General features: G+C 74.6%; 22 protein-coding genes. 10 read left to right on the top strand and 12 right to left on the bottom strand.

The window, feature by feature from the left end; all coding sequences use genetic code 11:
- Window positions 1-159 precede the first annotated feature (159 nt).
- Window positions 160-1,701: an ATP-dependent DNA ligase gene (locus tag ACIP37_RS24535; RefSeq protein WP_400844521.1), complete on the bottom strand. Its 1,542-nt coding sequence runs from the start codon at window positions 1,699-1,701 to the stop codon at window positions 160-162.
- Window positions 1,702-1,919: 218 nt separating this feature from the next.
- On the opposite strand from ACIP37_RS24535, the gene ACIP37_RS24540 reads away from it, so the two are divergent.
- The 3 genes from ACIP37_RS24540 to ACIP37_RS24550 all read left to right on the top strand — a co-directional run bounded on the left by ACIP37_RS24540 (window position 1,920) and on the right by ACIP37_RS24550 (window position 5,231).
- The gene (locus ACIP37_RS24540; protein ID WP_400329241.1) at window positions 1,920-2,387 is read left to right on the top strand and encodes a GNAT family N-acetyltransferase; all 468 of its coding nucleotides are present in this window, start codon (window positions 1,920-1,922) and stop codon (window positions 2,385-2,387) included.
- A 176-nt stretch (window positions 2,388-2,563) separates the two neighbouring features.
- Window positions 2,564-3,592, top strand: coding sequence for a CAP domain-containing protein (locus tag ACIP37_RS24545; RefSeq protein WP_400810149.1), 1,029 nt, complete (start codon window positions 2,564-2,566; stop codon window positions 3,590-3,592).
- A 118-nt stretch (window positions 3,593-3,710) separates the two neighbouring features.
- A complete protein-coding gene (locus ACIP37_RS24550; RefSeq protein ID WP_363585618.1) occupies window positions 3,711-5,231 on the top strand; it encodes a sigma-70 family RNA polymerase sigma factor in 1,521 nt (506 codons plus the stop codon).
- Window positions 5,232-5,280: 49 nt separating this feature from the next.
- On the opposite strand, the gene ACIP37_RS24555 is transcribed toward ACIP37_RS24550, so the two are convergent.
- On the bottom strand, window positions 5,281-5,517 hold the full coding sequence (locus ACIP37_RS24555; protein ID WP_363585617.1) for a hypothetical protein: 237 nt from the start codon (window positions 5,515-5,517) through the stop codon (window positions 5,281-5,283).
- A gap of 310 nt (window positions 5,518-5,827) precedes the next feature.
- On the opposite strand from ACIP37_RS24555, the gene ACIP37_RS24560 reads away from it, so the two are divergent.
- Window positions 5,828-6,928 carry a chemotaxis protein gene (locus ACIP37_RS24560; RefSeq protein WP_400329230.1) on the top strand — a complete coding sequence of 367 codons (1,101 nt, stop codon included), beginning with the start codon at window positions 5,828-5,830 and terminating at the stop codon, window positions 6,926-6,928.
- A 345-nt stretch (window positions 6,929-7,273) separates the two neighbouring features.
- Here ACIP37_RS24560 and ACIP37_RS24565 read toward each other — a convergent pair whose 3' ends face one another.
- From ACIP37_RS24565 to ACIP37_RS24575, 3 genes are all read right to left on the bottom strand, one after another.
- Window positions 7,274-8,137, bottom strand: a complete 864-nt coding sequence (locus ACIP37_RS24565) for a hypothetical protein (RefSeq protein ID WP_400810151.1) — start codon at window positions 8,135-8,137, stop codon at window positions 7,274-7,276.
- Complete coding sequence (locus ACIP37_RS24570) at window positions 8,124-8,648, bottom strand: SigE family RNA polymerase sigma factor (protein ID WP_363585614.1); 525 nt, start codon at window positions 8,646-8,648, stop codon at window positions 8,124-8,126. The genes ACIP37_RS24565 and ACIP37_RS24570 overlap by 14 nt, the downstream gene beginning before the upstream one ends.
- A gap of 351 nt (window positions 8,649-8,999) precedes the next feature.
- Window positions 9,000-10,475 (bottom strand): M1 family metallopeptidase, encoded by a 1,476-nt coding sequence (locus ACIP37_RS24575; protein ID WP_400810154.1) that lies wholly within the window; start codon window positions 10,473-10,475, stop codon window positions 9,000-9,002.
- 411 nt (window positions 10,476-10,886) lie between these two features.
- Between ACIP37_RS24575 and ACIP37_RS24580 the strand changes: the two genes are divergently transcribed.
- Window positions 10,887-11,777 carry a carbohydrate kinase gene (locus ACIP37_RS24580; protein ID WP_363585612.1) on the top strand — a complete coding sequence of 297 codons (891 nt, stop codon included), beginning with the start codon at window positions 10,887-10,889 and terminating at the stop codon, window positions 11,775-11,777.
- Window positions 11,778-11,785: 8 nt separating this feature from the next.
- Here ACIP37_RS24580 and ACIP37_RS24585 read toward each other — a convergent pair whose 3' ends face one another.
- Window positions 11,786-12,307, bottom strand: a complete 522-nt coding sequence (locus tag ACIP37_RS24585; RefSeq protein ID WP_363585611.1) for a GNAT family N-acetyltransferase — start codon at window positions 12,305-12,307, stop codon at window positions 11,786-11,788.
- 265 nt (window positions 12,308-12,572) lie between these two features.
- Between ACIP37_RS24585 and ACIP37_RS24590 the strand changes: the two genes are divergently transcribed.
- Complete coding sequence (locus ACIP37_RS24590) at window positions 12,573-13,496, top strand: polysaccharide deacetylase family protein (RefSeq protein ID WP_363585610.1); 924 nt, start codon at window positions 12,573-12,575, stop codon at window positions 13,494-13,496.
- 27 nt (window positions 13,497-13,523) lie between these two features.
- Here the strand turns inward: ACIP37_RS24590 and ACIP37_RS24595 are convergent, their stop codons facing one another.
- From ACIP37_RS24595 to ACIP37_RS24605, 3 genes are all read right to left on the bottom strand, one after another.
- The gene (locus ACIP37_RS24595; protein WP_363585609.1) at window positions 13,524-13,961 is read right to left on the bottom strand and encodes a YchJ family metal-binding protein; all 438 of its coding nucleotides are present in this window, start codon (window positions 13,959-13,961) and stop codon (window positions 13,524-13,526) included.
- A gap of 69 nt (window positions 13,962-14,030) precedes the next feature.
- Window positions 14,031-15,581, bottom strand: a complete 1,551-nt coding sequence (locus ACIP37_RS24600) for an FAD-dependent monooxygenase (RefSeq protein WP_363585608.1) — start codon at window positions 15,579-15,581, stop codon at window positions 14,031-14,033.
- A gap of 27 nt (window positions 15,582-15,608) precedes the next feature.
- Entirely contained in the window at window positions 15,609-16,220 is a 612-nt protein-coding gene (locus ACIP37_RS24605; protein ID WP_363585607.1) for a TetR family transcriptional regulator, read from the bottom strand.
- A gap of 256 nt (window positions 16,221-16,476) precedes the next feature.
- Between ACIP37_RS24605 and ACIP37_RS24610 the strand changes: the two genes are divergently transcribed.
- The gene (locus ACIP37_RS24610; protein WP_350881931.1) at window positions 16,477-16,875 is read left to right on the top strand and encodes a cytochrome C oxidase subunit I; all 399 of its coding nucleotides are present in this window, start codon (window positions 16,477-16,479) and stop codon (window positions 16,873-16,875) included.
- A gap of 78 nt (window positions 16,876-16,953) precedes the next feature.
- On the opposite strand, the gene ACIP37_RS24615 is transcribed toward ACIP37_RS24610, so the two are convergent.
- Window positions 16,954-18,576 (bottom strand): cytochrome bc complex cytochrome b subunit, encoded by a 1,623-nt coding sequence (locus ACIP37_RS24615; RefSeq protein ID WP_400810243.1) that lies wholly within the window; start codon window positions 18,574-18,576, stop codon window positions 16,954-16,956.
- Window positions 18,577-18,971: 395 nt separating this feature from the next.
- On the opposite strand from ACIP37_RS24615, the gene ACIP37_RS24620 reads away from it, so the two are divergent.
- The 3 genes from ACIP37_RS24620 (at window position 18,972) to efeB (ending at window position 22,900) form a co-directional block, all read left to right on the top strand.
- Window positions 18,972-19,295 (top strand): hypothetical protein, encoded by a 324-nt coding sequence (locus tag ACIP37_RS24620; protein ID WP_363585606.1) that lies wholly within the window; start codon window positions 18,972-18,974, stop codon window positions 19,293-19,295.
- A gap of 207 nt (window positions 19,296-19,502) precedes the next feature.
- Window positions 19,503-21,572 (top strand): iron uptake transporter permease EfeU, encoded by a 2,070-nt coding sequence (gene efeU / locus ACIP37_RS24625; protein ID WP_400810159.1) that lies wholly within the window; start codon window positions 19,503-19,505, stop codon window positions 21,570-21,572.
- A complete protein-coding gene (gene efeB, locus ACIP37_RS24630) occupies window positions 21,572-22,900 on the top strand; it encodes an iron uptake transporter deferrochelatase/peroxidase subunit (protein ID WP_363585604.1) in 1,329 nt (442 codons plus the stop codon). The genes efeU and efeB overlap by 1 nt, the downstream gene beginning before the upstream one ends.
- 130 nt (window positions 22,901-23,030) lie before the next feature.
- Here efeB and ACIP37_RS24635 read toward each other — a convergent pair whose 3' ends face one another.
- Both ACIP37_RS24635 and ACIP37_RS24640 read right to left on the bottom strand, forming a co-directional pair.
- Window positions 23,031-24,422: a HAMP domain-containing sensor histidine kinase gene (locus ACIP37_RS24635; protein ID WP_363585603.1), complete on the bottom strand. Its 1,392-nt coding sequence runs from the start codon at window positions 24,420-24,422 to the stop codon at window positions 23,031-23,033.
- The gene (locus tag ACIP37_RS24640) at window positions 24,419-25,099 is read right to left on the bottom strand and encodes a response regulator transcription factor (protein WP_363585602.1); all 681 of its coding nucleotides are present in this window, start codon (window positions 25,097-25,099) and stop codon (window positions 24,419-24,421) included. Before ACIP37_RS24640 ends, ACIP37_RS24635 begins: the two co-directional genes overlap by 4 nt.
- Window positions 25,100-25,211 lie beyond the last annotated feature (112 nt).

A 25,211-nucleotide genomic window follows, 5' to 3' on the forward strand; every position in this document is an offset into this window, starting at 1 on the left:
CGGCGGCCGCCTCTCGTTGTCATTGCCAACCTAACCGCCACCCTTGCGTCCACGGAGGGGCGATGCGGGGATCGTCCAGAATGGCCGATTCGGGTCGGAGCCGGTCCAGCGCCGCCGCAAAGGGGGTTTGAAATTGACGTTACTCCGCCAAAGGACGGCTCACAGCCCCTCGGCGGCGGCAATCTCCCGGACGGTGGCGACGGTGTCGGCCTCGGCCGCACCCTTGTCCGGCCGGTAGCGCACTACCCGGGCGAACCGCAGGGCCAGCCCCGCCGGGTAGCGGGGGCTGCGCTGGAGACCGTCGAAGGCGATCTCGACGACCAGTTCCGGCCGGACCCGCACCGTCCAGTCGTCCCGCCCGCTCTCGCGGGCGAGGAGTTCGGCGGTCTGCCAGGCGAGCGTCTCGTCGGTGAGGCCCTTGAAGGTCTTGCCGAGCATCACCCACGGGCCCAGCCCGGGCTCGCCCGCCGCCCGGGCGCCCAGGTGCAGATTGCTGAGGAGGCCGCGCCGCCGGCCGCTGCCCCACTCGGCGGCCAGCACCACCAGGTCCAGGGAGTGCCGGGGCTTCACCTTGATCCAGCCGGCGCCGCGCCGCCCGGCCGCGTACCCGGCCGCCGGGTCCTTGACCAGGACGCCCTCGTGACCGCGGGCCAGGGTCTCGCGGAAGAACGCCAGTGCCCGCTCACCGTCCCCGGTCTCGGTGCGGGGCACCCGCAGGCCCTCCGGCACCGCCTCGTCCAGCGCCGCCCACCGCTCCCGGCCGGGGCGGTCCACCAGGTCCTCGCCGTCCCGGTGCAGCAGGTCGAAGAAGAAGGCGCTGAGCGGGACTTCGGCGCGCAGCCGCTCCGGATCCCGCCGGGAGGCGGTGCGCGCGGCGGTCTCCTGGAACGGGCGCGGTCGCCCGTCGGGCCCGAGCGCGATCGCCTCGCCGTCCAGTACCGCCGAGCGCAGCGGCAGCGCGAGCGCCGCCTCGGCCACCTCGGGGACGCGCGCGGTGATGTCGTCCAGGCCGCGGGTGAACACCGCGACCTCCGCGCCGTCCCGGTGCACCTGCACCCGGACGCCGTCCAGCTTCCACTCCAGGGCGGCCGGGCCGGTGCGCTCCAGCGCCGAGGCCACGTCGGGCGCGGAGGCGGCCAGCATCGGCCGCACCGCCCGGCCCACCTCCAGCCGGAACGCGGCCAGCGCGGGCGCCCCGCCGGTCAGCGCCGCCTCCGCGACCGCCCGGGCGGAGCCGCGGAACATCAGCGCCCGGCGCACCGCCGCCGCGGGCACCCCGGCCGCCTGGGCGACGGCGTCGCCGACCAGCGCGTCCAGCGCGCCCTGGCGCAGCTCGCCGACCAGCACCGCGCGCAGGAACGCCTGCTCGACCTCGGTCGCCCGGGCGAACAGCCCGGCCAGCAGCCGCCGCCGCTCGGCCTGCGCGCCGGGCCCGTGCACCCCGGCGATCCGCTCCAGCTCCCGTTCGGTCTCCCGGACGTCGAGCGATGCCTCGGCGGCGGGCGGCGGCAGGTCGCGCAGGCCCGCCGGGCCGACGCCGGTGCGCAGCCGCTGCGACTCGCCCGACAGCAGGCCCACGGCCGCCGGGGCCTCGGCCGGGCCCAGTGCGCGCAGGCAGTCCGCGAGCAGCGCCGTCTTGGCCCGCCGTCCGGGCTCGGCGGCGACGGCGCGGGACGTCTGGGCCAGGTGCCGCAGCCGCATGGCGCTCCTCGGGTGGTGCGTGGCCGGGCGTCCAGGATCGGCCACCCGACCGGCCACCGCACGGCGGGCGGTGCGCCCGTACCGCGCCGGAGTGGAGTGCGCGGGCGGCCGGTCTTGGCCGTGGTGGAGCTCGGCGCGGAGCCGACGGCCCGTCATGCTGGCGCCACACCGCGGCCCGGCGACCCCGGGGCCCGCCCGCCCGATCGAGGGAGACCGAGTTGACCACCACGACCCGCTGGAGCGTCGGCGCGCCGGAGCGCGCCGACTACCCCGCCTGGCGCGAACTCTTCCGCGGCTACTGCGCGTTCTACCGGCTGCCGATGCCGGAGGAGAAGGCCGAACTGGTCTGGTCCTGGCTCCACGACCCGGACCACGAACTGGAGGGCCTGCTGGTCCGCGACGGCGACGGCACGCCGGTCGGACTCGCTCACTACCGCCCGTTCGCCCGCCCCCTGCACGGCGCGGTCGGAGGCTTCCTCGACGACCTGTTCGTCGCGCCCGAGGTGCGCGGCGGCGGTGCGGTGGACCAGCTGCTGGCCCGGCTGCGGGCGATCGCCGCCGAGCGCGGCTGGAACACCGTCCGCTGGATCACCGCCGACGACAACCACCGCGCCCGCAGCAAGTACGACCAGGTCGCCACCCGGACCATGTTCGTCACCTACGACATGGCCCCGGACGCCCCGTGACCCGCGGCCGGGCGGCCTGAGGGCGTGCCTCGGGAACGGGCCCCGGGCCCGGCCGCGGCCGGGCCCGGGACCCTGCCACCGGACATTCGTTCGGACTTTCTGTTATCGGCGCGTCGCCGGGTGGTCTCCCAGGTGTCGGCACCCGACCCGCCGACCCGGACAGAAAGCGTGGGCACGTGAACAGCGACGACAGGACGACCATCCTCCCGGCGAACGGTGCCGAGAGCGGTGCACGGAGCGGAGCCTCCGGCCGACCCGGCGGCCGCGCCGCGCGCCGGGCCGCCCAGCGGCACACGGAACGCCCCGGAGGCCGGGGCCGCCGGGCCCGACGGCGCGGTCCGGTCGGCCCGGTCGCCGCCGTCGCCGCCGCCGTGGCCGGCACCGGACTGCTCGCCGCCCTGGTCGGCGCCGGCTACGCGGCCTACGGCGGCAAGCAGGCCGACCGGGACGCCACCGGTCAGGCGTTGGCGGCGGACGCCGCCCTGATAGCAGCCGAGGCCGGCACCCACGACGGCATCCAGGTCCCCGGCGCCGGGGGAGCGGGCCCCGACGTCGCCGCGCCGCCGGTCACCCCGGCCGCCACCGACGCGGTACCGGCCCCGACCAGTGCCGCCGCGACCACCCCCGCCGCTCCGGCGTCCCCGACGGCCCTGGCGACCGCGACGCCGACCCGGACGGCCACCGGGAGGCCGAGCCCGAGCACGCCCGTGACCGCTCCTGCTCCCGCCAAGTCCGCCGGCACCCCGGCCGCCGCGCAGCGCACCGGTGCCCCCGCCCCCACGAGCGCCTCGGCGCCCACCCCGGTCGGCGGCGGCGCCGCTCCCTCCTCCGCCCAGCAGGTCGTCGACCTGGTCAACGTCGAACGCGCCAAGGCCGGCTGCGGCCCGGTCAGCGCCGAGCCCCGGCTGGCCGGCGCCGCCCAGTCGCACAGCGACGACATGGCGGACCGCAACTACTTCGACCACGCCAGCCCCGACGGCGAGCACGCCGACCACCGCATCGAGGTGACCGGCTACCGCTGGAGCACCTGGGGCGAGAACATCGCCCGCGGCCAGAAGGACCCGGCCGCGGTGATGGATTCCTGGATGAACAGCCCCGGTCACCGTGCGAACATCCTGAACTGCGCGTTCAAGCAGCTCGGGGTCGGTGTGCGGACCGGTTCCGGCGGCCCCTGGTGGACCCAGGTCTTCGCCGCCCCGGCCTGACCGGCCCTCCGGCAGGGTCCGTTTTCCGATTCCGCGCAAATTGTTGTTATCTGATCACTCACCACAGGTCTCCGAGGAGGCAGCGGCGAACGGAACACGGCAAGACGGAGTGCGGACCATGAACGCTGACGTGCAGAACAGGACCGGGACCACCCTGGTACGCGCGGCCCAGGCGGGCGACCGGCAGGCCCAGGAGGCGCTGGTCGCCGCCTGGCTGCCGCTCGTCTACAACGTCGCCGGGCGCGCCCTGGACGGTCACGCCGACGTCGACGACGTCGCCCAGGAGACCATGATCCGCGCCCTGGACGGCCTGGACGGGCTGCGCGAGCCGGAGTCCTTCCGCTCCTGGCTGGTCGCCATCACGATGAACCAGATCCGTCGTCGCCACGCCGCCGGCCAGCAGCAGCCCACCGTCGGGGGCCTCGACGAGACCTGGGAACTCGCCGACCCCAGGGCCGACTTCACCGACCTCACCGTCCTGCGCCTCGGCCTCTCCGGCCAGCGCCGGGAAGTCGCCGAGGCCACCCGCTGGCTCGACCCCGACGATCGCGAACTCCTCGCCCTCTGGTGGCTGGAGGCCAGCGGCGAACTCACCCGCACCGAACTGGCCGAAGCCCTCGACCTGACCCCGCAGCACACCGCCGTCCGCGTGCAGCGGATGAAGAAGCAGCTCGAAGCCGGCCGGATCGTCGTCCGCGCCCTCGGCGCCTACCCCCGCTGCCCCGAACTCGCCGACGTCACCACCGGTTTCGACGGCACCCCCAACTCCGTGTGGCGCAAGCGCATCGCCCGCCACATCCGCGGCTGCGCCACCTGCGACCGCCTCGGCCGCGACCTCTTCCCCGCCGAAGGACTGCTGGCCGGCCTCGCCCTGGTGCCGATCCCGCTCGGCTCGCCCGCGCTGCTGCACTTCCAGCACACCGCAGCCACCGTCGCCACCACCGCCCCGACCGCCGCGAGCACCCACGCGGGCTGGGCCGGGACCGCCGCGCGCAAGGCCGTCCTGGCAAGCGGTGCGGTGGCGGTGGTGACCGTCACCACCCTCGCCCTGGTCTGGTCGCACCCCGCCGACACCCCGAGGGAGGCGACCCCCGAACCCACCACCCCGGCCGCCGCTCCCGCAGCCCCGGTGCCCCCCGCGACCCCGGCCGCCGCCCCGGTCACCCTGTCGGCCACGCCCACGCCGACCCCCAGCGAGACACCGACGGCCACGCCGTCACCCACCGCCACCCGGTCGGTGGCCCCGCCGCCGCCCAGCCCGGAGCGCCAACTCGTCGACCTCGTCAACGCCGAACGCGGCAAGGTGGGCTGCGCCCCCCTGCGGATCGACCCCCGGCTGCACGCGGCCGCCCAGAAGCACGCCGACGACATGGTCGCCCGTGGCTTCTTCGACCACGTCAACCCGGACGGCGTCCGCACCGACGCCCGGCTGACGGCCGTCGGCTACCGCTGGTCCCAGTGGGGCGAGAACCTCGACCGGGGTCCGACGTCCCCCGCCACGGTGGTCGCCCACTGGATGGACGGCGGCATCCACCAGACCAACATGCTGGACTGCGGCTTCAAGGACGTCGGCGTCGGTCTGGCCACCGGCCCCGCCGGCGCCTACTGGACCCAGGACCTCGGCGCCCCGCTGTCCTGACACCGCACCGCAGCACCGTCGTACCGACACGTTGTCGCGCTGCTGCGAGCTAGGCGGGGGTGACCCCGACCAGTCCGTCGGCCGAGCCCGTCACGTACCCGGTCGCCTCCCCGACCACACCGCCCGCGTCCCCGACCTGCCCCGGCAACGCGTCCGGCGCGCTGGTCAGCGATCCGGACAGTCCGTCCTGCCCCCCGACGGCACTGGCGTGCGCACTCGGTGCGGTGAGCGAGGCCACGAAACCCACGGCGAGCGAGGCGACGGCGAGCATGCTGCGCTTCTTCATGGCGGGTCCAACGACGATCCGCCGGGCGGGTTACGAGGACGGCGGCGGATTCCCTCGTCCGTGGCCGTGCGGCCGGGGCCGCGGCACAGCCGCAGCCCGGTGACGGCCGGTCGGCCGAACGGTGGCGCCGCGGGCCCCGGACGGGCTGTCGGGCCCCGGGCCTTTTCCGGTGGCGGAAGGCGTGGGAGGGCGGTGGGATGGGGAGGGGTCGGGAATGATTCCGGCAAATCGGTTGAATCACCACACTTTCGGTCTCATCGACGTCGGTCTCATCGACCAGGACCCCCCACCGCGACACGAAGGGCACCCGATGCACGCAGCCGAGCTCACGCCAGCCGTCCTCGCCGAGCTGCGCCGCCCCCGGCGCTACCCGGCCGTCTCCGTTCTGCTGCCCACCCACCGCAGCGAGCCCGACAACACCCAGGACCCGGTCCGCCTGCGCAACCTCGTCGCCGAGGCGAAGAACCGGCTGCACGCCGACGAGGCGGTCAGCCGGGCCGACCGGCTGGACGTCGTCGAGCAGCTGGACCGCGCGCTCACCGAGGTCGACCTCGTGCACGCCGAGGACGGTTTGGTGATCTACGCCGCCCCCGGTGAGCACCAGGTGTGGTCCCTGCCGCGCCCGGTGCCCTCCCGGGTCGTGCTGTCCGAAACCTTCCTGACCCGCAACCTGGTCTCCGCCTACACCGCCGGTGCGCCCTACTGGGTGCTGACCGTCGCCGCCGACCGGGTCGCCCTGTTCAGCGGCAGCGGGGCGCACCTGGCCGAGCACACGGGTGCCGCCTTCCCGCTCGACCAGGTCCGGCCGGACTGGGACGTCGAGCGCCAGGAGCGGATCGGGGACGTACCGAGCACCTTCCGCGACGAGGAGACCCGCCGCTTCCTGCGTTCGGCCGACACCGCGCTGGCCGCCGTGCTGGAGGCCGACAACCGCCCGCTGTACGTGCTCGGCGAGGCCGCCGCGATCTCCCTGCTCGACGAGGTCGGCACCGCTGCCAAGCGGGCCACCGCCCAGGTCTCGCACGGCGGCCTCGGCCACGCCGCCGCCGCCGCGGTGGCCGAGGCCGTCCGGTCCACGGTCGCCGAGCAGGGCAGCAAGGCCGTCACCGAGTTGCACGAGCGCCTCGACCAGGCCCAGGGCGTGAAGGGCCTGGCCGCCGGCATCGACGAGGTCTGGCAGACCGTCGCCGAGGGCCGCGCCGCGCTGGTCGCGGTGGAGGAGGACTACTGGCAGCCCGTCCGGGTGACCGACAACCACCTCGTCCCGGCGGCGGCCGGTGAGCCCGACGTCCGCGAGGACATGGTCGACGAGATCGTGGAGCGCGCCCTCGACACCGGCGCCAAGGTGCAGTTCGTCCCCACCGGCGAACTCGACGCCCGCGGCCACATCGCGGCCGTCCTGCGGTACTGACCCGCCCGGTACTGACCCGCTCGGTGCGGGCCCGGCACGGCACCGGGCCCGCACCGCCGTGTCACGGCCGCGTCAGGACCGGTGGAACGCCCGCCCGGCGGCACCCGAGGAGACCGACCCGACCCCGGGTATCAGCCCGCCGGTGATCGGCCGGGTGTCCGCACCGCGCAGGGCCGCCCCGCCGCCCGCGCCGTACCACCGCGCCGTCCACCGGTCGCAGCCCCCGGCACCTACCCGTCGCCGCTCGCCACCCATGAGAGGACCCCCGTTCTCTGATCGTGCTCGGGACGCTAGCAGGAGCCACTGACACTGAACCCAGGTCGGCCAGGTCGGCCCGGACGGTCCTCAGCGGGTCGTGGTCGAGGAGGGAGTGCTCCCCTCGGAGGTCCGGATCGAGTCCAGCACCTGCTGCACCTGCTGGATCGTCACGTGCGACGGCTCCCGCAGGCAGGCCGTCAGCTGGATCAGCACCAGCGTGCCGGTCCGGGCGACGGCCCGATGGCCGATGAGCTCGCGGGTGCCGCCGAGCGTGAGGCATTCCTTGTCGAGCGTGACGTCGGAGGTGACGGCCAATGAGGTGGTGAACTTCCCGACCAGGTCCGGTTGGTCCACCAGCCGGAGGGTGAGGAGGGCGCCGCCGACGGGCAGCAGCGTGTCGGACGGGCAGGCGATGCCCGCGGTCCGGCAGGGGGACGCGGGGCTGATCGGCCCGGTGGCCAGGTAGCCGATGCCGTTCCGGGGGTCGCCGTTGAAGGTGCTCTGGCTGTACCAGCCGCTCGGCAGGTCGAGCGCCAGGTTCGGGTACGACGAGAAGCGGACCTGCGATCCGGGCGTCGGCACCATGGTCGGTGTCGCGCTGGGGCCGATCGTCGGAGTGGGCGGTACCCCGCCCGGCACCGTTTCGGCCGGTCCGGTCACCCCCGGTCCCGCAGCCGTCCCCAGTCCCGCGCCCACCCCGCGCTCCGGCGTGGGCGCGATCGCGGGCGCGGCGGCCAGCGCCGCGGCGACCAGCCCGGCGGTCAGTCCGGCCCCGAGCCCGGCGGCCCGCCGTCGGCGCCGGGTGCCGATGGCGCGGGCGCGTACCCGTTCCATCCGGTCCTCGGGCGTGGCGAGCTCCGGTACGGCCTGGTGGAGCAGGATCCGCAGCTCCTCGCCCTCACCGCCGTCCGGCCTCGGGTCGTCCGGGTCCAGCAGGTCAGTACCGATCACGGGGTCCCCCCGCCAGCAGCAGTTCCCGGGCCGGCAGTCGGCCGCGCAGCGCGGCGAGCGCGCGGTGCGTCTGGCTCTTGACCGTGCCGGTGCTGCAGCCCAGGACCTCGGCGGTCTCCTCGACGCTGAGGTCCTCGAAGAAGCGCAGCACCACCACGGCCCGTTGGCGCGGCGGCAGGGCACGGACGGCCTGGGCGACCACCTCTCCGAGCACCACCCCTTCGTACGGGTCCGCGCTCGCCGGCGGCGGCTCCGGCAGTTCGCCGTGCGGCAGTTCGCCGGTCCAGCGGCGGCGCCACCAGGAGACGTTGCAGTTGACCAGCACCTTCCGCAGGTAGGCCTCGGGCCGGTCGATGGAGATCCGGTCCCATTTGGGCCAGATCTTGGCGAGCGCGGTCTGCAGCAGATCCTCCGCCTGGTGCGGGTCGCCGGTCAACAGCCAGGCCACCCGCAGCATCTTCGGGCCGCAGGCGGAGACGAACTCCTCGAAGTCCGGTGTGCCATCCCTCATCCCGCCGTCCCCGCCATGGTGTCCGTGCCGTCCCTGTCAGCCGTGGCGGCCTGCTGGGCCGCGATCGTGGTGTCCTACTCACAGCTGATGAACGTGCTGGACGGTGTTTCGGGTTGTCTTCCGGGCACGGGGATTTTCGGCCGGCCGGCGCGGGGAGGTTGGACGGCCCGCGAGCCGGCCGGGACTCGGCCGGGCGGCGGGCGGGCCGTGGGCACCACGATGGCCGCGTCGGGCCCGTCCGGCCAGAGGCGCTCACGGGGCGTCCGGGCGCACGATGCGGCGCGCCAGGGGCGTACGGGTGGGACGCAGGGGGCGGCGGACCACGGACCGGGCCAACCGGGTGACGGCGGGTCAGAGCGTCCCGGAGCCGTGCGGCGCCTCGGTGGGGACACCGCGAGCGGCGGCCGCCGGGTCCGAGGTCACCGGGGTGACCGTCCAGTCGGGGTGGCCGGGCATCGGCGGGGTGCGCAGCCCGTACAGCCAGTCGGTGAGGAAGCCGGAGAGGTCCTGGCCGGAGACCTCGGAGGCGGTGCGCAGGTAGTCCCGGGTGGTGGCGGTGCCGTACCGGTGCCCGCGCAGGAAGGTGTGCTCGATCCGGTCGAAGGTCCCGGCGCCGACCCGCTCGCGCAGTGCGAACAGCACCAGCGCGCCGCCGGTGTAGCGCTGGCTGTCGAAGAGCTTGGCAGCGCTGGGAGCGGCGACCGGTCCGGAGTCGTGCCGCCACTGGTCGCCGAGGCCGTAGAGGGCCCGCATCCGGTCGACCAGGGTGGTGTGGCCCCAGGCGTCCGGCCAGCCGCGCTCGTAGCGGTAGACCAGGGCGTAGTAGTCAGCGTGCCCCTCGTTGAGCCACAGGTCCGCCCAACTGGCGGGGGAGACGCTGTCGCCGAACCAGGAGTGCACCAGCTCGTGCATCTGGTGCGAGCCGATCGCGGACTCGGGCTGGCGCAGGAAGTCAGGCTTGTAGAGGGTGAGGGTCTGGGTCTCCAGGCCGGTGAAGCCGAACGCGGCGGGGTCGTCGGTGTCGGCCGGCAGGAGGCCGTAGGTCTCGAAGGGGAACGGCCCGAGGTGCTGCTCGGCCCAGGTCAGCTGGTCGGCGGTGAGCGCCAGGGCGGGTTCGAGGTCGGCGGCCCGGGCGGTCGGGACGACGTCGCGCAGCGGCAGGCCGTGCGGGCCGGTGCGCTCGCGGACGGTGTAGTTCCCGACGGAGACCTGCACCAGCTCGGTGGCCATCGGCTCGCGGGAGGCGTAGCGCCGGGTGGTCCGGCCGTCGCCGAGCCGTTCGGTCTGCGTCAACTCCCCGTTGGCGACGCCCAGCAGGCCGTCGGGCGCGGTGACGGCGATGGTGAACCGGGCCTTGTCGCTGGGGTGGTCGTTGCACGGGAAGACGGTGTGCGCGCTGTCCGGCTGGCCGGCCACCGCGAAGCCGTCCGGGGTCGGGACCCAGCCGGTGTGCGGGAGCCTGGCGCGAGGGTCGGCGGTGTACTCGACGGTCAGCCGCGCGGTGGTGCCGCGGTGCAGGGGCCGGGGCGGGGTGATGGTCAGTTTCTCGTCGTGGGCGGCGAATCCCGCCGGGCGCCCGTCGACCCGGACGGCGCGCACGGTCAGGCCCAGCGCGTCCAGCTCCAGGCGTGCCAGGGTGCGGGACGGCCGGGCGGTGATCGCCGCGGTCGCGTCGACCGTACGGGTATCGGCGCGGTAGTCGAACGACAGGTCGTAGGCGAGCGCGTCGTACCCGCTGTTGCCGAGTGAGGGGAAGACCGGGTCGCCGAGGCCGTCCGCGGCGGTGGCGGCCGGGGTGCCGGCGGACAGCAGCACCGCACTGAGCACGAGTGGGAGGACGAGGCCGACACGGGGCCTGGACAGGGTGATCACCGCACTTCGGGAGTCGTGGCCTCGGGGGGCCTGGCTGCGGGATTCGTGGCTTCGGGAGCCCCGGTGAGGAGCGGGGCCGGGCGGCGGTACGTGCGCGACGCACCGGGCACGGACCCTAGCGGACCGGGGCGCCCGCCAGGCGCCGCCGCCCGGACGGTTGTCGACACGAGTCCATCCCCCGGACGGCCTACAGCGATGGCGGGGCCGCCGCGCGCTGGCTAACGTTCGAAGTGCTTCGCCCCCTGACGGACGAGGCCACGGCCGTCGGAGAACCTGGCCAGGTCCGGCGGCCGTCCTTCATGCCCGGGTGCACCCCGTAGGCTGGCGGCCGAGACGACGCCCGCGTACCGGATGCCAGGAGCCGCCGTGACCAGCCCCGATTCGCACGTTCTGGTGATCGGCGAGTGCGTCGCCGACATCGTCCGCACGGATGGCGCCCCGGACACCGTCCACCCCGGCGGCAGCCCCGCGAACGTCGCCTACGGCCTGGCCCGGTTGGGGCGGCCCGCCACCCTGCTCACCCAGCTCGGGGAGGACGCCAACGGCCGGCTGATCCGGGCGCACCTGGAGTCGGCGGGGGTGGTGGTCCGGGCCGCCGGGGTGGCGCGGACCCCCTCGGCCGTGGTGCGTCTCGACGGGCAGGGGCGGGCGCGCTACACCTTCGACATCGGCTGGACGTTGCCGCCGACCGAACTCGCCGAAGCGCCGGGCGCGATCCACCTCGGCTCGATCGGGGCGGTCACCGACCCGGGCGCGGCGGCGGTGCTGGCGCTGGTCGAGCGGTGGCGCGGCCGGGCGCAGATCAGTTACGACCCGAACGTGCGCCCCGCGCTGATGGGCGAGCGGGCGCGGGCCGTGCGGCGGGTCGAGCGCTGCGTGGCGCTGAGCGACGTGGTCAAGGCGAGTGATGAGGACCTGGCCTGGCTCTACCCCGGTGAGGATGCGGAGGCGGTCGCGCGCAGCTGGCTCGCCCTCGGCCCGGCCGTGGTCGCGGTGACCCTGGGCGCCGACGGCGCGTTCGCGCTCACCGCCGGGGGCGGGCACGCGCGGGCCGCAGCCGTTCCGGTGCCGGTCGCCGACACCGTCGGCGCCGGGGACTCCTTCACGGCGGCTTTCCTGCACGCCCGCGCGGCCGGCGCCGACCTCGCCGGCTGCCTCACCCAGGCGGTGACGGCCGCCGCGCTGACCGTCTCCCGCCCCGGCGCCAACCCGCCCTCGACGGCGGAGCTGACGGCCGCCCTGGCGCAGGCGAGTTAGGGCGTGCTCTAGCCGGCCAGCTCCTTGCCGTACCAGATCTGGGCGTACGGGCCGCTGCTGTAGGCGGGGATCTCGCGGTAGCCGTGGCGGGTGTAGAGCGCGCGGGCCTCGACCAGGTCGAGGCGGGTGTCGAGGACGATCCGCCGGGCGCCGAGCGAGCGGGCGGCCTCGTCGACGGCGGCGAGCAGCCGGGCGCCGCCGCCGGTGCCGCGCAGGCCGGGGCGGACGAACACCCGGGTCAGCTCGACGGTGTCGGCGTCGCGCCGGCGCAGCCCGGCGCAGGACTGGGCCGCGCCGTCGTAGTGGCCTAGCAGGAAGAGGCCGTCCGGTGCGGCGAGGTCGTCGCTGGGGGAGCCGGCCAGCCCCGACTCCAGTTCCTCGGGGGTGCCTTCGCGGCCGAGGTGCAGGCGGTAGTAGCGGTTGGCCACGTCGTAGTAGTACTCGCGCAGCAGGGCCAGGGCCTCGGGTGCGGTGACGTCCGCCGTGGCGACGGACCAGAGGCGGGCGGTGCGGGGCGCGGTGTCGGTCATGGGCGCATGATCGGTGGTCGCGGGCCCGGTCCGCAATCGGGTTTCGCACGGCCGCCCGGTCGGCTCGGGTGCCCGGCCGGTTCGGCAAAGGAAGGGCAAGGAGCCCGGCGCGTCGTTGCCCCGCACGGGTGATGAGGGGGTTGGCGGGGGTGCGCTGCGGGGGAGCAGTGCGTCTATGAACAGATCATCAAATCATCGCATTAATGCGGGTTTGAGAGGGATTCAGGGACGCGGCGCCGGTGCTCGGGCGGGTGTGCGGACCGGTTTGCTGGCCACCGTCTGCCTCTCCGCCGTCGCCGCCGGCTGCGCGGGGCCGGCCGACCCCGCGCGGCCGGCCGTCGTCCCGCCCGCGCCGGGTGCCGTGCCCGTCGTCGAACACGGGGTCGGCCGCCCGCCCGAGGCGCTGCCGGTGCTGCCGGGCCTGGCCCGCAAGGAGGAGGAGGTCGGCACCGAGGCGGTCGCGCGCCGGGATTCGGAAACCCGGGCGGCCCTGGAGACCGCGCACCGCTGGGGCCTGGAGGCCCCGCCGCTGAAGGCGCCGCCACGCCCGGCGACCAGGCCGGTGCTGGCCCAGTCGCAGGGCGTGAAGCTCAAGGAGGGGCGGCCGCCGGTGGTCTACCGGGTGCCGACCGACGAGAAGGTGGTCTTCCTCACCGTCGACGACGGCTCCGAGAAGGACCCGGAGTTCTCCCGGATGGCCGACGAACTCGGCATCCCGCTCAGCACCTACGTTTCCGACTACCTGGCCCGCGAGAACTACGGCTACTTCCGCGACCTGCACGCCCAGGGGGTGGAGATCAACAACCACACCATCAACCACCGCAACCTGAAGGTCCTCGGCTACGAGGCCCAACGCGACGAGATCTGCCGTCAGCAGGACCAGCTGGAGAAGCAGATCGGCGTCCGCCCCCGGCTGTTCCGGCCCCCGTACGGCGAGTACAACGACGACACGCTGCGCGCGGCGGCGTCCTGCGGGGTCCAGGCGGTGCCGCTGTGGAACGAGGAGGCCTTCCCGGACCACATGGAGTGGCGCTACGACGACCGCAAGCTCCACTCGGGCGACATCATCCTCACCCACTTCCGGGGCACCGACCTCTGGAAGGCCTCGATGCCGGACCTGCTCCGCAAGGTCGTCAACGACGTCACCGCGCAGGGCTTCGCCCTCGGCCGGCTGGACGACTACCTGTAGGAGTTCGCCCGTCGAGGGCTCCGAGGATCAGCCGAGCGAGAGGGCGTCGAGGTACACCCAGGCGCCCTCGTGCCGGACGAACCGGCTGTGCTCGGTGAGCACGCCCTGCTCGCGGCCCTCGGTCCAGTGCGCCCGGAAGGCGACCGTGCCCTCCGCGTGGAAGGCGCCGCCCTCGGTGGTGGCCACCACCTCCAGGCCGGTCCAGCGCAGCGCCGGGTCGAAGTCCACCTCGGCGGGCCGGGTGTCCGGGTGCCAGGTGCGCAGCAGGTAGGCCTCGTCCTGGGCGGCGAAGGCGCTGTACCGCGAGCGCATCAGGGACTCGGCGGTGGTGGCCGCCGTCTGGCCGCGGTGCAGCCGCCCGCAGCAGTCGCCGTAGGCGGCGGGCAGGCCGCAGGGGCAGGGGGAGGAGGGCAGCAGCCGGGGCGCGGAGGCGGCGGCGCGGGGCGCGGGGTGACGTCGGGACATGCGGTCCATTCTCTCCCTCCGGCCCCGGCCGCCCCGACCGGGGCCGGAGGGGCGTCCGGGTGCGGGTGCTCAGCAGTGGGCGGAGTCCGGTTCGCCGAACCAGGCGTGCAGCGCGCGCAGCAGCCCGTCCGGATCCTCCTCCCCGGGAGCGGCGGCCCAGGCGACGTAGCCGTCCGGGCGTACCAGCAGCGCGCCGGCGGGTGGTTGCGGGCAGTCGGCCGTGAGCACGTCCACCCGGCCCTTCCAACCGGCCGCGAGGTCGGCGAGCCGTGGCGGGCCGTCCGCGAGGTCGAGCAGCAGGGCCCGGCCGCCGCGGGCCAGTTCGGCGAGCCGGGTGGGGCCGGTGGCGGTGGTCAGCGGGAGGTCCGGCGCGAAGCCGCCGGCGAGCGGGTGCGGGCAGTCGGTGTCGTACCGGACGTCGCTGCCCGCCATGAGCGCGGCGATCCGCCCGAGGTTGTCCTGGTACGCGAGCAGCTCGCCGAACAGGGCGCGCAGGGCGGTGACGGCCGGGCCCGGGGACATCAGGGCCATCTGGGCCTGCGAGTGCATGAAGACCCGTTCGCCGATGGGGTACCGCTCGCGGTGGTAGCTGTCCAGCAGGCCGGGCGGGGCCCAGCCCTGGAGGTCGGCGGCCAGCTTCCAGCCGAGGTTCGCGGCGTCCTGGAGTCCGAGGTTGAGGCCCGGACCGCCGGTGGCGGCGTGCACGTGCGCGGCGTCGCCGACCAGCAGCACCCGGCCCTCGCGGTAGCGCTCGGCGAGCCGGGTGTTGTGCCCGACCTGGCGGCGCGGGGTGTGCGCGCCGGGCGTGTCGGCCGGGGCGAGCGGCAGGTCGGCGCCGGTCACCCGGCGGACGCTGGCGCGCAGTTCGTCCAGCGTGGCCGGCACGGTCTCGTCGACGGGCGGGCCGGCCCACTCCATGGTGGCCATCATGGCGAGTTCCGGGCCCATCGGGGCGAGCACGAACACGCCGTGCGCGGTGCGGGTGTGGGTGAACGGGCGGAACGGCGTCGGGCAGCCGGGCAGCAGCACCTCGCCGGTGTCGAGCACCCGCAGTCCCTCGGGCGGGCGCACGTGGGCGATGCGCGCGACGGGGTCGGGCGAGGTGACCCCGGGGAAGCCGATCCCGGCCAGCTTGCGGACGGTGCTGCGGCCGCCGTCGGCGCCGACCAGGTAGCGGGCGCGCAGCCGCTCCGGCCCGTCCGGTCCGAGGACCTCGACGGTCACCCCCGCCGCGTCCTGGCTCAGGCCGGTGACCTCGCGGCCGTGGTGCACGGTCACGCCGAGTTCGCGGGCCCGCTCCGCCAGGGCCTGCTCGATCCGGTGCTGCGGCACCGGCAGGGCGTACAGCGGGTTGCCGTCGAGCTCCCGGAGGTCCAGCGGGAACGCGCCGAACACGAAGCGGGGCACCGGGGCCGGGGCGCCCGGGCCGCCGAGCCGCTCGTACAGGCCGCGGTGGTCCAGCAGCCGGATCACCTGGCCGACCAGCCCGTTCGCCTTCTGCTCCGACGAACGTTCGGCCAGCCGGTCCAGCACCACCGGCCGGACTCCGGCCAGCGCCAGTTCGCAGGCCAGCATCAGCCCGTTCGGGCCGGCGCCGGCGATGATGACATCGTGGGTCATGGTAAATCCCCCTGTGCGACGGTGAGTTCACGAAGACGACGGTTCGGGGAGGCCGGCCGCCAGCTGCCGCAGTGCCTCCGCCAGGAGCGTTTGCAGCGGTACCGGCGGGTCGGCGCGCAGCCATACGTCGCTGGCCGCCTTGAGTGCGGCCAGGACGCCGGCGGCGACCAGTCTGGGGTGGAGGCCGCCGGGGTCGACCCCGGTCCGGGCGGCCACCGCCGCGGTGAGCCCGGCCTCGGCGTCCGCGCCGGCACGGGCCAGCTCGGCCTGGAGGGCCGGTTCGCGCAGCAGTAGCCGCACCGCGGCGGTCCACCGCGGGTCCGGCTGCTCCGCCGCGCCGTCGAAGGGCGCGAGGGTGGCCCGGGTGAGCGCCTCCCAGAGCGGTTCGGCCGCGGGCCGCTCGCTCAGCGCCTCGCCGACGAGCCGGATGCGGTCGCAGTGCCGGGAGACGATGGCCTCGGCCTTGCTGGAGAAGTAGTTGTTGTAGGTGCGCGGCGACACCCCGGCCGCGGCCGCGATGTCCTCGACCCGGACGTTCTCCAGGCCCCGTTCCACCGCCAGGCGCAGTGCGGCCCAGCTCAGCGCCTCCCGGGTCGCGGCCTTCTTCCGTTCCCGCAGACCGATCTGACTCTTCGTCATGACCACCACTCTCCCCAGAAGCCTGCGCGCCGCGCAAGACTGCGCGGCACGCAACTTTTTCGGAGCCGACACCCCGGGCGGATCCGCCCCGGCGGGGTTGCGAGGAGTCGCGCGGCGGCTCGGCGAGTCGCCCTGCCCACCCGGTTGGTCACTGATAGTAGTGGCCTGGTTGCGGAGCGGTCTCCCGCGCCGGTTCGGCGGGACGGTTCGACAGGACGTCCCGACAGCACACCTCGACAGGACATGAGGAGCGGTCATGGGTGGCAGACAGCGTCCGCCGGGAGCGCGGACCCCTCGGCAGGGCAGGCCCGTCGCGGGCGGCCGGGTGAACGCCCGGGCGGAGATCGCCCGGCTGGAGGGTTATCTCGCCTGGGAGGCCGAGGTCGCGGCGGCCGAGCGGGACGCCCGGGCCTTCGCCGGGCAGTTCCCGTGGCTGCCCGCCGCGGAGCGGGAGAGCCTGGAGCAGGCCTACGCCGCCGACCGGCTGCGCTACGCCGAGGAGGTCGTCGACCGCGCCGTCGAGCGCTGCCGCCGGCTGGCCGCCCGCTACCGCAGCGAGTGCCGCCGGATCTGCGCCCGCTGGGCCGCGCTCTGCCTCTCCGTCACCCTGGCGGCGGCGCTGTTCGCCGTCGTCCCGGCGGCCCTGCGGGCCTGAGCCGGGCCGATCCGCCGGCACGCCCGAGGGCCCGCCGCGCCGATGACGGCGCAGCGGGCCCTCGGGCGTGCGCGGGGATCAGTGGTGGCCGTGGCCGCTGCTGATCTCCTGGTGCTCCTCGGCGGTGGGCTTGGCGATCTGGCTGTCCTCGCCGTAGAAGCCGCGGGACAGCTTGGCCCTCGTCCGGGCGAACAGCCCGGCCTTGCGGACCACCCCGTTCTCGTCCACCTCCGGCGGCAGGTCCTCCGGCTGCGGCTGCTCGTGCGCGGTGAGGGTGTACATCCGGCCCGGCGGGAGCGGGGCGTGCACCTCGACGAACTCGCCGTGCTGGAGCCGGTTGATCACGCCGGTCTCCCGGCCGTGCAGCACCTTCTCCTTGTCGCGCCGCTGCAGGCCCAGGCACCACCGCTTGGTGACCACGAAGACGACCACCGGCACGACGAAGAAGCCGGTGCGCACCGCGTAGGTGATCGCGTTGATCGACAGGTGGAAGTGGGTGGCGAGCAGGTCGTTGCCGCCGCCGGCCAGCAGGATCAGGTAGAGGCCGATCCAGGCCGCGCCGAAGGCCGTGCGCACCGGTGCGTTGCGCGGACGGTCGGCGAGGTGGTGCTCGCCGCGGTCCCCGGTGACCCAGGCCTCCAGGAACGGGTAGCACCAGATGATCAGCAGCACGGTCGGGAAGACCATCAGCGGGACGAACACCCCGAGGTTCAGGGTGTGGCCGCCCCAGACGCTGATCTCCCAGCCGGGCATCACGCGCACCAGACCCTCGGAGAAGCCCATGTACCAGTCCGGCTGGGCGTCGGTGGACACCTGGTCGGGCCGGTAGGGGCCGTACGCCCAGATCGGGTTGACGGTGGCGATCGCCGACATGAACGCGACCACGCCGAAGACCAGGAAGAAGAAGCCGCCGGCCTTGGCCATGTAGACCGGCATCAGCGGCATGCCGACCACGTTGTCGTTGGTCCGGCCGGGCCCGGCGAATTGGGTGTGCTTGTGGTAGAAGACCAGGATCAGGTGCGCCGCGAGCAGGCCGACCATGACCCCCGGGATCAGCAGGATGTGCACGGTGAACAGCCGCGGCACGATGTCCTGGCCGGGGAACTCGCCGCCGAACATGAAGAACTGCAGGTACGAGCCGACGATCGGCACGGCCAGGACGGCACCCTCCATGAACCGGATGCCGGTGCCGGAGAGCAGGTCGTCCGGCAGCGAGTAGCCCATGAAGCCGTCGAACATGCCGAGGAACAGCAGCAGCGCGCCGAAGACCCAGTTGATCTCGCGGGGCTTGCGGAACGCGCCGGTGAAGAAGACGCGCATCATGTGCGTCAGCATCGAGGCGACGAACACGATCGCCGCCCAGTGGTGGACCTGGCGCATCAGCAGGCCGCCGCGGACCTCGAAGCTGATGTCGATGGTCGAGGCGTAGGCCTCCGACATCTGGATGCCCTTGAGCGGGACGTACGAGCCGTCGTAGATGACCTCGCCCATGCTCGGCTTGAAGAAGAGGGTCAGCCAGACGCCGGTGATGATGATGATGACGAAGGTGTAGAGCGCGATCTCGCCCAGCATGAAGGACCAGTGGTCCGGGAAGATCTTGCGCAGATTGGCCTTGGCCAGGGAGTAGATGCCGACCCGGCCGTCGGTCCAGTCGGCCAGGGCCTCGGCCTTGTTCGCGGGGTTGGCGCGCGTGCTGGTCACCGGTCCCGGCTGCGACTGCTGGTCGGTTCTCACGACGGACTCCCCGGCGTCCTCGGCGTGCCGGGCTGGAGGCCCGCCGGCAAAGACGCCGGCCGGCGAAGTGTTGTGATCATGGGACCTCTCGATACGGGCCCGCCGGCTGAACCGGCACGCGGAGCGGGTGACCCACTGGCCCGTTGCTCAGGGTGATGGAGCGCTTACTCTGTCATGCTGTCGGCAGGGGGCCGACTGTGCACGTCCATCGGTCCGTACGGCCGCTCGTGTCGGGCCGGACGGGGGGTCCTGACGTCCGATCGGCCGCCGGGCGGGTGGCGGTGCTGCGCCCGGGTGCCGCTGAACCGTTTCGGCGCGCGCCGCGTCCGGAGGTCGCGCGATTCCGGGCCTACGCTGCGCCAATGGTGGATCACCCTGAACTCTTCGAGGACGTCACCGCGGCCCTCGCCCGCGCCGGGATCGACGCCGGGCCGGGCCCGTCCCTGCTGCGGATCGGCCATCGGCCGCCGGGGGTGGCGGTCGGCTGGTCGCCGGGGGAGGGGCCGGACGGGCCGCCCTCCCGGGGGGCGCGCGAGGCGGTCAGCGGTGCGGTCGCCGTCGTGCTGCGCGAGTGCGGCTACCTGGTCGCCGAGACGGCCGGCGGCGAGCTGTTGGTGACGCCCGCCGCCGCACCGGTGGCGGTGCCGGCGGAGCCGGAGACGGTGCCGGAGCAGTGGTGGGGCTGAGCCGGGCCGGCTCGGCAGCCCTCATACCGAACCCTTACCTGAACGGGGGGTCCTGTTGACCACGGCGGCTCTAAGGTTTGCCTAAGCTAAGTCGAAGCGCCCTGGACCCCCGTGTCCGGGGCGTTCGGCTGTGCCGCGCCGCCGCCACCCGCGGCGGGCCGCCGAGTTCAGGTACGACCCGGGGTGACCGGGGGAGGAGCCCGCTGCATGTGGGATGAGGCGTTTCCCAGCTTTCTGATCGGGCTGCGCGAGGGTCTGGAAGCCGGACTGATCGTGTCGATCCTGGTCGCCACGCTCGTCCGCTTCGGGCACAAGGCCCGGTTGCCGCAGGTGTGGACCGGCGTCGCGGCGGCGATCGCGCTCAGCCTCAGCTTCGGCGCGGTGCTCACCTTCACCGCCGCCAACCTCTCCGGCCACGCCCAGGAGGCGTTCGGCGGGGTGCTGAGCCTGATCGCGGTCGGCTTCGTCACCGCGATGGTGTTCTGGATGCGCCGCTCGGCGCGCACCCTCTCCGCCGAGCTGAAGGAGAAGGTCCAGGCCTCGCTGGCGATGGGCGCCGGCGCGCTGGTGCTCACCAGCTTCCTGGCCGTCGGCCGCGAAGGCCTGGAGACCTCGCTCTTCCTGTGGACCAACGTGCGCACCGCCGGGGAGTCCACCGGGCCGCTGCTCGGCGCGGCCGTCGGCCTGGTGCTCTCGGCCGGCCTCTGCTGGGGCCTGTACCGGCGGGCGCTGAAGATGAACCTCACCCGGTTCTTCACCATCACCGGCGTCGGCCTGATCGTGGTCGCGGCGGGCGTGCTCGGTTACGGCCTGCGCGACTTGCAGGAGTCCGGGCTGGTCGGCGGCGGCAGCTCGTACGCCTTCGACCTGAGCGGCCACCTGGACGCCTCCTCCTGGTACGCCACGCTGGTGCAGGGCACCCTCAACCTGACCGTCACCATGACGGTCCTCCAGGTCGTCGGCTACCTCGCCTACCTGTGCATCGTGATGACGCTGTTCGTCGAGGGCGTCCGCGGCGGCAAGACCGCTCCGGCCGCCGGGAAGGCGGCGCAGGGCGAGGCGACGCAGGGCGAGAAGGCCGGGGCGGCCGCGCCCGAGGCCGCCGGGCCGGCGCGGTCCGGACGGCCGCGCTGGGCCGTGCCGACCGCGCTGGTCGCGGTGCCGGTGGTGGTCGCCGGGGCCGTGATCGCGGTCAGCGACGGCAAGCAGGGCAGCTCCGCCACCGTGTCCGTCTCCGAGCAGGAGTGCGGCAAGGGCTTCAGCACCCCGCTGCCCGGCCAGCAGGTCTTCCAGATGCACAACACCGGGGACAAGGTCTCCGAGGTCTACCTGGTCAACCCGGCCAGCGGCGCCGTCTACGGCGAGATCGAGGGTCTGGCCCCCGGCACCACCCGCGCGCTGACCGCGACCATCGGCTCCGGCGACTACGCCTGGCGCTGCGTGCCCACCGGCGGCACGTCCGTCACCTCGGCCGCCGTGCACGTCACCGGCGGCGGCCAGGTCAAGGCCGTCAAGCCGGTCGCCGAGGACGACCTCAAGGGCCCGCTCGACACCTACAAGGACTACGTCGACAAGGGCCTCGCGACCCTGCTGACGCAGACCCAGAAGCTCCAGGCCGACGTCCACGGCGGCGACCTCGCCACCGCCAAGGCCGACTGGCTCACCGCCCACCTCCAGTACGCCTCGCTCGGCGCCGCCTACGGCACCTTCGCCGACCTCGACGGCAAGATCGACGGCCGGCCCGACGGGCTCGCCGACAAGGCCCAGGACAAGGACTTCACCGGTTTCCTGCGCCTGGAGTACGGCCTGTGGCACGGCCAGTCCGCCGCCGACCTGACGCCCGTCGCCGACCAGCTGGCCGCCGACGTCGCCAAGCTCGGGCAGGACTTCCCCGGCCAGGACTTCGACCCCGGAGACCTCCCGCTGCGCGCCCACGAGATCCTGGAGAACACCCTCCAGTTCGAGCTCACCGGCGACACCGACCAGGGCAGCGGCACCAACCTGGCCACCACCCAGGCCAACCTGGCCGGCACCCGGGAACTGCTGACCGTCCTGCAGCCGCTGCTCGACGAGCGCGACCCGCAGTTGCTCCCCCGCGTCGACGCCGGGATGAAGCGGGTCGGCGACCTGGTCGCCTCCGCCCACAAGCCCGAGGGCTGGACCGCACTGGAGCAGCTCCCCGCCGACGCCCGCCGCCAGCTCAACGGCGCCACCGGCCAACTGCTCGAAGACCTCGCCCCCATCCCCGCCCTGCTCGAGATCCGGAAGGCCGCCTGATGACCGACCACACCGCTGCCACCGGAGGCTCCTGCCCGTTCCCGCACGCCGCCGCGCCCGCCCCGGCCGTCGCCGAGGGCGGCTGCCCGGCCGGCCCGGCCCGCCGCAGCTTCGTCCGGACCGCCCTCGGCGCCGGCGCCGGAGCGGCCGTCATGGCGGGCGGGGCGTTCACCCTGGCCGCCGGTCCGGCCTCCGCCGGGGACAGCCGCCAGGCGAAGAGCGGAGTCGTCCCGTTCCACGGAGACCACCAGGCCGGCGTCACCACCCCGGCCCCCGGCTACGCCGCCTTCGTGTCCTGCCAGGTGATAGCCCAGGACCGCAACGGCCTGGAGGACCTCCTCAAGACCCTGACCGAGCGGATCCGCTTCCTCACCGCCGGCGGCACCCCGCCCGACCTCGGCGTCGGCGCGCCGCCCGCCGACAGCGGCATCCTCGGCCCCACCGTGCCCACCGACAACCTGACCGTCACGGTCGGCGTCGGCGCCTCGCTGTTCGACGACCGGTACGGGCTGGCCAAGGCCAAGCCGACCAAGCTGGCCCCGATGAAGACCTTCCCCAACGACAATCTCCAGGCCGCCGAACTCCACGGCGACCTCTCGCTGCAGATCTGCGCCGACCGCCAGGACACCGTGCTGCACGCGCTGCGCGACATCACCCGGCACACGCGCGGCGCGATGCAGATCCTCTGGCGGATCGACGGCTTCCAGAGCGAGTCCCGCCCGGACGGCGCCCAGCGCAACCTGCTCGGCTTCAAGGACGGCATCGTCAACCCCGACACCACCTCCGCCCGCGAGATGGACCGGCTGATCTGGGTCACCGACGGGCTGGGCGAGCCCGCCTGGGCGACCGGCGGCAGCTACCAGGTGATCCGGATCATCCGGATGCTGATCGAGTTCTGGGACCGCGTCACCCTCGCCGAGCAGGAGAAGATGTTCGGCCGCCGCCGCGACACCGGCGCGCCGCTGGACGGCCGCCAGGAGACCGACGCGCCGGACTACGGCAAGGACCCGGAGGGCAAGGCGATCCCGCTCAAGGCGCACATCCGGCTCGCCAACCCGCGCACCGCCGACACCGACACCTCGCGCATCCTGCGCCGCGGCTTCAACTACGACCGGGGCGTCGACCAGGCCGGCAACCTGGACATGGGCCTGGTGTTCTGCTGCTACCAGCAGGACGTGGTGCGGCAGTTCGAGGCCACCCAGACCCGGCTCGTCGACGAGCCGCTGGTCGACTACATCTCGCCGACCGGCGGCGGGTACTTCTTCGTCCTGCCGGGCGTGAAGGACAACGCCGACTGGCTCGGGCGCGGGCTGCTCGCTGCGGTCTGACGGCGGTCTGACGGGCGGTCTCACGGCGGCCGACGTGACGCCGGGCCCCGGGCGCTGCCGCGTGCCCGGGGCCCGGCGGCGTTGCGCGTGCCCCGGAGCCGCCACGCGGACGGGAGGTCGAGGACACGCCCTACGGGCCGAGGGTGAAGCCGATCACCGCGCCGCCGCCGTCCCGGTTGGCGGCGAAGGCCTCGCCGCCGTGCGAGCCGGCCACCTCGTGCACGATGGCCAGGCCCAGCCCCGAACCGGGCAGGCTGCGCGCGGCGGTGGCCCGGTAGAAGCGGTCGAAGACCCGGGAGAGGTCGGCCTCGTCGATCCCCGGCCCGCCGTCGCGCACCTCGACCCGGCGGCCGCGCACCACCACCTCGATCGGGGCCTTCCCGGCCGGGTCGAACTTGGCGGCGTTGTCCAGCAGGTTGCCCACCGCCCGGGCCAGCGCGTCCGGGCGGGCCGTGACCACCGTGTCGTCGGCGTCCACGGTGATCTCCCGGCCGCTGCGCCGCCGGGCCTGTGCGGCGGCCTCGCGCACCAGCTCGGCCAGCACCAGCTCGGTCGGCTCCTCGTCGGCCTTCCGGTCCGCGGCGAGTGCCACCAGCTCCTCCACCAGAAGCGTCAACTCCCTTGCCTCCTCGGCCAGATCGGCCATCAGTGCGGCCTGTTCGGCGGGCGGCAGGCGGTCCAGGCTGGGCAGGACCGAGAGGTTGGTGCGCAGGCTGGTCAGCGGGGTGCGCAGCTCGTGCCCGGCGTCCTGGACGAGCCGGCGCTGGTTCTCCTTGGCCGTGGCGAGCCGGCCCAGCATCCGGTCGAAGGCCCGGCCGAGCCGGCCGACCTCGTCCGTTCCGGCGGCCGGCACCGGAACGTCCAACCGTCCGCTGGCGGCGACCAGTTCGGCCGCGTCGGTGAGCCGGACCAGCCGGCCGGTGATCCGCCGGGCGAGCAGCCAGCCGGCCCCGCCCGCGAGCACCGCGACCACCGCCACCGACACCCCGGTACGGATCCGCAGCGTCGCCAGCAGGTGCTCGGTGGGGCCCAGTTGCTGGGCGATCTGGACCGCGCCGCGGCCGCCGCCGAGCGAGACCACGGCCACCCGGTAGGTGTCGCCGTGCACGTGCCGAAGCCCGGACGAGGTCTGGCCGGGGTCGTCGGAGCGGGCGAGGGAGCGGTCCTCCGGGGTCGGCCGGAGGTCGATCCGGGCGGTGCCGGGCAGCACCTCCCCGTCGGGGCCGAGGGACTGCGAGGTGACCCGGATCGGGCGCAGCAGATCCTCGCTCAGGCCGCCCGTGCCGTTGAAGTCGCCGGGGAACAGCATCTCCCGGCCGACCTGCTGGTGCACCGCCTGGACGGCCGCGGTGAAGTCGGCGCCCTCGTCGTCCCGGATCAGCCGGGCGGCGGAGTGGTAGCCGAGCGCGCCGATCAGCACCGCGACCAGGGCGGCCATCGCGGCGAAGGCGAGCGAGACGGTGGTGCGCAGCCCCGGGCGCGGCCACAGCGGCCGCGGCCGCGACCGGCCCCGGCCGGTCACGACTCGCGCAGCGTGTAGCCGACGCCGCGGACGGTGTGGATCAGCGGTGTCAGGCCGGGCCGGTCCAGCTTGCGGCGCAGGTAGCCGATGAACACCGCGAGGTTCTTCGAGCCGGGGCCGAAGTCGTAGCCCCAGATCCGCTCGTACACCGTGGCCTGGTCGAGCACCGAGCCCGCGTGCCGGGTCAGCAGCTCCAGCAGGTCGAACTCGGTCCGGGATAGCTCCAGTTCCTGCCCGGCCCGCCAGGCCCGCCGGGCGTGCGGCTCGACCCGCAGGTCGGCCACCGCGAGGACGCCCCCGGCGGGTTCGGGCGCGTTGCGGCGCAGCAGGGCGCGCAGGCGGGCGAACAGCTCGTCCACGTCGAAGGGCTTGACCAGGTAGTCGTCGGCCCCGGCGTCGAGCCCGGCGATCCGGTCCGGGACCTCGACCCGGGCGGTGAGCATCAGGACCGGGATGCGGTCGCCGTCGGCGCGCAGGCGGCGGCAGACCTCCAGGCCGTCCGGGCCGGGCATCATCACGTCCAGCACCAGCAGGTCCGGGCGCTGCTCCGTGAGGGCGGCCAGGGTCTGCGCGCCGTCCGCGGCGGTGCTCACCCGGTAGCCCTCCAGCTGGAGGGCGCGGGTGAGGGAGTCGCGGATGGCCCGGTCGTCCTCGGCGATCAGCACGGTGTGGGTCATGGCCCCGATTCTCCCCGGCGCGCCCACGGCGGCGTCCGGCGGGTCCGGGCGGCGGCGCGTGACGGGTCTGGGGGAAGGGTCTGGGCGAGGGCGGCGTCCGGCGGGTCCGGGC

The organism is Kitasatospora sp. NPDC088861, assembly GCF_044750105.1.
GTDB lineage: Bacteria > Actinomycetota > Actinomycetes > Streptomycetales > Streptomycetaceae > Kitasatospora.